This window comes from Pseudomonas brassicae (genome assembly GCF_010671725.1).
GTDB classification, from domain to species: Bacteria; Pseudomonadota; Gammaproteobacteria; order Pseudomonadales; family Pseudomonadaceae; genus Aquipseudomonas; species Aquipseudomonas brassicae.
This window is the reverse complement of sequence record NZ_JAAHBU010000124.1, coordinates 1-6,310: the sequence shown is the minus strand read 5'-3', so window position 1 is coordinate 6,310 and position 6,310 is coordinate 1. Positions and strand designations below refer to the sequence as shown.

5 protein-coding genes are annotated in these 6,310 nt (G+C 57.3%); 2 read left to right on the top strand and 3 right to left on the bottom strand.

All coding sequences use genetic code 11. The annotated features are described in order from the left end of the window. Positions 1–137 precede the first annotated feature (137 nt). Complete coding sequence (locus G3436_RS10280) at positions 138–752, top strand: START domain-containing protein (RefSeq protein ID WP_163944344.1); 615 nt, start codon at positions 138–140, stop codon at positions 750–752. Here G3436_RS10280 and G3436_RS10275 read toward each other — a convergent pair. From G3436_RS10275 to G3436_RS10265, 3 genes are all read right to left on the bottom strand, one after another. After that, positions 694–1,737 (bottom strand): HNH endonuclease family protein, encoded by a 1,044-nt coding sequence (locus G3436_RS10275; protein WP_163944341.1) that lies wholly within the window; start codon positions 1,735–1,737, stop codon positions 694–696. The two genes, G3436_RS10280 and G3436_RS10275, sit on opposite strands and share 59 nt — an antisense overlap. Before the next feature lie 2 nt (positions 1,738–1,739). Then, positions 1,740–3,881 (bottom strand): AAA family ATPase, encoded by a 2,142-nt coding sequence (locus G3436_RS10270; protein ID WP_163944338.1) that lies wholly within the window; start codon positions 3,879–3,881, stop codon positions 1,740–1,742. Positions 3,882–4,056: 175 nt separating this feature from the next. Beyond that, positions 4,057–5,463, bottom strand: a complete 1,407-nt coding sequence (locus G3436_RS10265; protein ID WP_163944335.1) for a purine-cytosine permease family protein — start codon at positions 5,461–5,463, stop codon at positions 4,057–4,059. Between the two features lie 325 nt (positions 5,464–5,788). Between G3436_RS10265 and G3436_RS10260 the strand changes: the two genes are divergently transcribed. Next, complete coding sequence (locus G3436_RS10260; protein WP_163944332.1) at positions 5,789–6,274, top strand: flavin reductase family protein; 486 nt, start codon at positions 5,789–5,791, stop codon at positions 6,272–6,274. Positions 6,275–6,310: the final 36 nt, after the last annotated feature.

The window sequence follows — 6,310 nt, the reverse complement described above, 5'->3', positions numbered from 1 at the left end:
TGCAACGCACCATGGCCTGCAAGATAGGTGTTGCCAGCCTTGTCGCACGGCTCTGGATTCGCAGGGGCCTTTGTAGGCGCCAGCGAAGCACTTGAATCACCTATGCTCTGTGGATCCTCTCCGCAGAGCCCTCCCCCATGAAATACCTCTGCCTGTTCCTGGCCCTGCTCTGCACCCCCACCCTCGCCGATACCTGGCACCTGGCCCACGATGAAGACGGCATTCAGGTCTACCTCGACAGCGTCCCCGGTTCCACCTACCAGCGCTTTCGCGGTGTGGCCACGATCAACGCCGATGTCCGCACCCTCGTCGACCTGCAGGAGAATCTACGCGTGGCCTGCAAATGGCTGTACGCCTGCGCCGACATGCGCCTGCTCAAGGTCGAGGGCGACAGCACCTGGGTCTACCTGACCACCGCCCTGCCCTGGCCCGCCACTACCCGCGACATCGTGCTGCAGGTACAGACCGAACGCCTGGACGACGGCACGCTGCTGCGCCACCTGAGCGCAGTACCGGGCATGGTGCAACACGTACCCGGACAGATCCGTGTACGTCAGCTGGAAGGGGAATGGCGCATGGTGCCCAAGGGCGAGCGGGTCACCGAAGTGACGTATCAGCTCCAGGCTGAGCCGGCGGGGGATATTCCGGCGTGGCTGGCGAATCGGTTCGTGATCGATGCGCCAGTGGTGACGCTCAAGGCACTTCGCGCGGTGGCTCAGCGACAGGGACCCTCTCCCGCAGGCGCGCCTTGAAGGTTTCGATCCAGGCGCGGACCATCATCGAATGCGGTGCTTCGGGGTGGGACATCGCCTTCATCTCGCTGATGATCTGGTCGCGAAGAAAACCCAGGCGCTTGGCAATTGCAGGTTCACGCCGATGCAGTTCGTCCGCCATCGACGAAATCTCAAGTGCCAGCGTTTCCAGAAATTCCAGATGGCGCAGCAGGCGGGTGCGTTCTTGCACCAGGCCCAGCCGGTTCAGCCCATACACATGGATCGAGACGGCGCCTTTGAGGCTCACCCCCTGTACCAGAGCCTGCTCAACTACCGACCTGAGCTCAGGACGCACGCCCTCCACCGCCGCCGAAAGCCCGGCGTGTGGATGCGGCTTGGGCAATACAAGCCCGATCAGATTATCGCGATCAATGTAGAAACTCAGGTGTTCCTCCGGCTCGTCGCGGCTTGGGTCCAGCAGCAACGCCTGTTCACTATCGAACTGCATGGTGGGTGCGACGACGCGCGTACCGAGTATTGGAAAACTGTCCTGTTTACCACTCTGCATCAGCCTTGAATTGCTGAAGCGGCGACCCTCTTCAAGCAGGCGTACGAGGTTGGTCGATAGCACTGGCGTCACCTGACCGCTACGCCGGTTGCAGTGGATGCAACTGGGCAAAAGGTTGTCCCAATCCATGGCGAGCCACCAGTAACCGGTGTGCTCCGGGGCTTCGTGTACGCGCCCCTTAGGGCGATAATGCTCGACATCCACCGGTGCAGTGGACGAGTAGAAGCTCTCGCAGTAAGCGCATTTCCCGTGAAAAAGCTCGTGCAGACGCTGTTTCACGCTATCGGATTTATACACCGAAAAACTCGGCAGCTTGCCAGCCTCGTCAGGGCTGACCTGCAAGGCGGCATAGTATGCCGTGAATATCTCCAACTCTTTACGAGCAAGGGATTGGGCCGGCGCCTCGGCAAGCATGGCGCTGGGTATCTGGACGCTACCCCGATCAACCTTACGCATGCTCAGAGCTCATTCAGAATTTGAAGAATACGTTGCCGAGATTCGTCCCGAAGTTCCTTCATTTGGTGGGCACTGGCGTGTCGACGTTTGCTCAAAAACTCCACTACCGCCTCCTGGACTAGACGCTGGGCCTCGGTAAAGCCGACCGGTAAAACACTGTTGATTTCATCCGCGAATGGCGCCAGCAACGCACGATCTGTTCCAGAGAGTGTTTCCCCGCTTTTAAGTTGAGCAAGCAGATCGGACATACGGGCCAGATTCAATTCTGTTTGTGGCTGATCGGTAGACATCAAGCTGAAAAAATCCGAGGTTAGAAGCTGTTCCACGGTCAATCTCGTCAAATCAGGAAGCTGAGTGATCGGCTCGACGCACACCGGCAATCTGGCGGCCGTGTTCCCGCCTGTCTCTACACGCTGCATGACCACCACTTCATTCTCTTGCATACCCCTCAGGCACAACGGATCGTGACTGGTCGCGATGAAAGTGACGTTCGGAAGTGCGAGGCGCAATGCCCGCATGATTTGAATTTTCCAGCGTGGATGCAGGTGTGCTTCGACCTCGTCAATCAAGACCACTGCGGACGCCGACGTAAAACTCTGAAAATATATGTTTCTCTTTTTATTCATCAAGGCGCGCAGGATGTCACAGACCATCGCCAGCATGGAACGGTAGCCTGAGGAAGCATGAGCAAGCGGAGTTCTGCTTTCAACAGTGCCCCCCGCTACCTTGGTCACGATGAAACAACGCTGCACCGCATAATCTCGATGTATGACTTCATAGTCCCCTTCGACTGACAGAATGTTTCGCAGTACACGCGACACCCGTAGAAACTCAAATCTATCAAGGCCCAGCAACCACTTTTCGGGGTTCGGCAATAGAACGGCAGAATTGAAAAGATTCATCACCGAGTAGTTCGGCCCTTCAATTTTCTCAGCAGATTGGTACTGCCTGAACGCTCCGTAGGCCAACACCATCGGCAGCGCAGATTCGCCTCGCGCTCGGGAGCGCCCATGTGAAATGCTCAAGGTACGAAACGTGTCATCCTGAAAAACCAGCTTTACGCGTGTTGATGCATCATTACGTTCCGCTCGCCCTCCCAGCATTCGAGGGTCCAGCTCAAAACCGTCGATATCTAGCCCCTGCCGTTCGTCTTTCGAACACAAAGCCAGGGCAATCGCCTCAAGAATCGAACTTTTTCCGGCTGCATTTTCGCCCAGCACCAGCAACGCTGGCAGCGGCGTGGACGCGTTCTCTGTCGAGGATGTCTGTACCGGCATTTCCAAATCGATTTTCTCGATTGCCTTGAAATTTCTTATGGAAATCGACTTCAGTCGTCGTGTGCGGTATACCGGCTCCGGCAATACAAAATTTGAACCTCCCTCAAACCGCTGAGCATCCTTATTGATAGCCGTGAAGATATTCATCGCCTTCCCCGGTTGGAAGAATGCTTGCACCTCTCCCTGTTTTCTCAGCTCAGCCATCAACTGCCTGAAATACAGCTTCCAAAGACCACCGAATTCGATTTCTGGAAAATTGTAGATCAGGTCGGCGTCAACATACGCGCCACCCCCAACGATCCTGTCGAGACGGTCCGAGTAACCCTGGAGTACCTGAGATCGTCGCGAGACCAGCTCGGGACGATTGAGCTTGAAATGCCCGATGGTTTCCAGCGCAGATCGAGTCAACGCGCTCAACTCACCCGATAATTCCACCCGAATGTGTTCGGAGAAATCGCGAACAACACAGGGGTCCAGCAAAAGGCTGGTTTCATTTAAGGGATAATCGGGCCAACTTCCGTCGCCAGACGCATAGGCTTCAAAGGCACGCGTCGATGGGATCGACGCACGCATTGCTTCGACAGGAAAGTAATGAGGGAGATCAGGTTGGCAGCCTTGGCAAATGGGATAAATATTTTCCCAAGCGTTCTGCATCCAGGCGTAACACAAATGTCCTGTATCGTTCCTTTCCATCGGCAACGCATCCATTGCCGGACGAAAACGATAGGGGGCGAGTAAAGTCACGCTTTCACAGAACGCGCATTTTTTGCTGAAAAGTGCTTCGAGACCTTCTTTTATTGAAAAATAGTCAAGCCCAACGGAGAAATCAGGTACTGGCGACTGGGCAAGCTTTTCATCAGTAGCCAAGAAAAAGTCACGTAGCCGAGCCCTGGATACCTTAGCTTCCTCACTCTGAAAATGGCGCGGTATCTCTACAGTCCCACGATCAAAAAAACTGCAATGTCTTCGCTCCCTGAATTGTCGACGTCGGCAGATGTCTCGAAAAAGCCCATTCTGCCAAAAGTCGACACACAAGGCAGAATCAATCGGTGTAACCCAACCTAGCAGCCGCACGCGCCTGCTGCTGGCTGCGCGTGGCCAGGCAGTAGTACAACGGGCACGTCACCAGCAAGCCGAACAGCCACGACAGGTCGGCGCCTTCCACCAGGTTGGCGTACGGGCCCACATACAGCGAGGTGTTGGCGAACGGCAACTGCACCAGGATGCCGATGAAGTAGGCCACGATGGCATGCATATTGAAGCGCCCGTAGATCCCGCCATCCGCCGCGAAGATCGAGGTGATGTCGTACTCGCCGCGCTTGATCAGGTAGAAGTCGATCAGGTTGATCGAGGCCCACGGCACCAGCACCAGCAAAAACGCCAGCACCAGGCCGATGAACTGCGAGATAAAATCGGCCGAGGCCGCCAGCGCCACCAGGCAGCACCCCACCAGCACCACGCTCGACAGCACCACACGCACCTTGATACTCGGCACCCACTGGCTGGCAAAGGTCTGGATCGAGGTGATGATCGAGAGCACCGCGCCATACAGGTTCAGCGCGTTGTGGCTGATGATGTTGAGCAGGAACAGCACCATCAGGATCGGCCCCAGCCAACCGGTGGACTGCTTGACCGCCGTCATCGCCTCGGTGCCTTCCGGGGTGGCCAGCACCGCGACCGCACCGAACACGAACGACAGGATGGTGCCCAGCGTCGCCCCCAGGTAGGTGGCCAGGAACGGCCGTGCAATGCCGATATCCGCCGGCAGGTAGCGTGAGTAGTCGCAGGTGTAGGGCGAGAAGCTGATCTGCCAGATGATCCCCAGCGACACGGTGGCCAGCCAGCCCGACAGGTTGAAGCCGCCACGGCTGAAGAAGTCCATCGGCAGCTCATGGGCGAAGATGTAGGCAAAGCCCGCCAGCAACGCGCCACCCATGACCCAGGTGCCGATGCGGTTGAGGATGTGGATGAAGCGGTAGCCGATCACGCCGATGGCAGTGGCCGCCAGTGCGCCGATCAGGATGCTGGTAGGCACCGGTACCGACGGCGACACGCCGACGATCGACTTGCCCGCCAGCACGATGTTGGAGATGAAGAAGCCGATGTAGATGATCGCGGCAAAGAACACGATCAGCAGTGCGCCATAGCGGCCGAACTGGCCACGGCTCTGCACCATCTGCGGGATGCCCATGCGCGGGCCCTGGGCCGACGCCAGGGCAATGACGATACCGCCGAGCATATGCCCGAGCACGATCGCGATCAGCCCCCACAGCAGGTCGAGGTGAAACACCTGCACCACCATCGCCCCGGTGACGATGGGCAGTGGCGCAATGTTGGTGCTGAACCACAGGGTGAACAGATCGCGCGCCTTCCCGTGGCGCTCCGCCAACGGTACGTAATCGACCGTGTGGTTCTCGATCAACGGGTCTTGCCGTGACGTCTGGGACATAGTCATCCACTCGAGTTTGTCTGTTTTTATCGTTGTTTAAAGGCCAAACCTGGGCGCTCTGCGGCAGCCATGAAGTGCGGACCATATTATGGTATTCCAAAGCTTTGACAAGACTGATCTGGTGTTTTGTTGTGCGTCTGATCCGAAAGTTACCGCCCGAAAAAATCGAATTAAACGTTTAACCCCCAGTAAATACGCGGCCTGCAAGGACGTTCGGACGTTCGTCGTGGCAGGCTGAAAAGGCCTTGCAAAGAATGTATTACGGTATACCATCATACCTACAAACCTGATAAAAACCGCTTCAACGCCCCCCGAGGATCGTCCGATGATCGATGCAGCCGTCTACAAACAAGTCATGGGTTCGTTCCCTTGCGGGGTAACGGTGATCACCACGCTGGACGATGACGGGCAGGTGGTGGGGCTGACCGCCAGTGCGTTCAGTTCGCTGTCGATGGAGCCGGCACTGGTGCTGTTCTGCCCCAACTACAGTTCGGATTCGTATCCGGTGCTGATTCGCAACAAGCGCTTTGCGATTCATGTGCTGTCGGGCGTACAGCAGAAGGAGGCCTATGCGTTTGCACGCAAGGGCAAGGACAAGGCCGAAGGCATCGAGTGGACCCTGAGCGAACTGGGCAACCCGTTGCTGGCCAATGCCACGGCGATCATCGAATGCGAGCTGTGGCGCGAGTATGAAGGCGGGGACCACGCGATCATGGTCGGTGCGGTGAGGAACCTGATCGTGCCGCAGCGCGAGACCGGGCCACTGGTGTATTGCAATGGGAAGATGGGGGCGTTGCCGGCGGTGGCCTGATCGAGTCCTGCGGTGTTGCATTCGCTGGCAAGCCAG

What these genes read in the sequence shown, in the direction of transcription:
- G3436_RS10280 (WP_163944344.1), top strand. Translation starts at nt 138, where the DNA reads ATGAAATACCTCTGCCTGTTCCTGGCCCTGCTCTGCACCCCCACCCTC.
- G3436_RS10275 (WP_163944341.1), bottom strand. Translation starts at nt 1,737, where the DNA reads ATGCGTAAGGTTGATCGGGGTAGCGTCCAGATACCCAGCGCCATGCTT.
- G3436_RS10265 (WP_163944335.1), bottom strand. Translation starts at nt 5,463, where the DNA reads ATGTCCCAGACGTCACGGCAAGACCCGTTGATCGAGAACCACACGGTC.
- G3436_RS10260 (WP_163944332.1), top strand. Translation starts at nt 5,789, where the DNA reads ATGATCGATGCAGCCGTCTACAAACAAGTCATGGGTTCGTTCCCTTGC.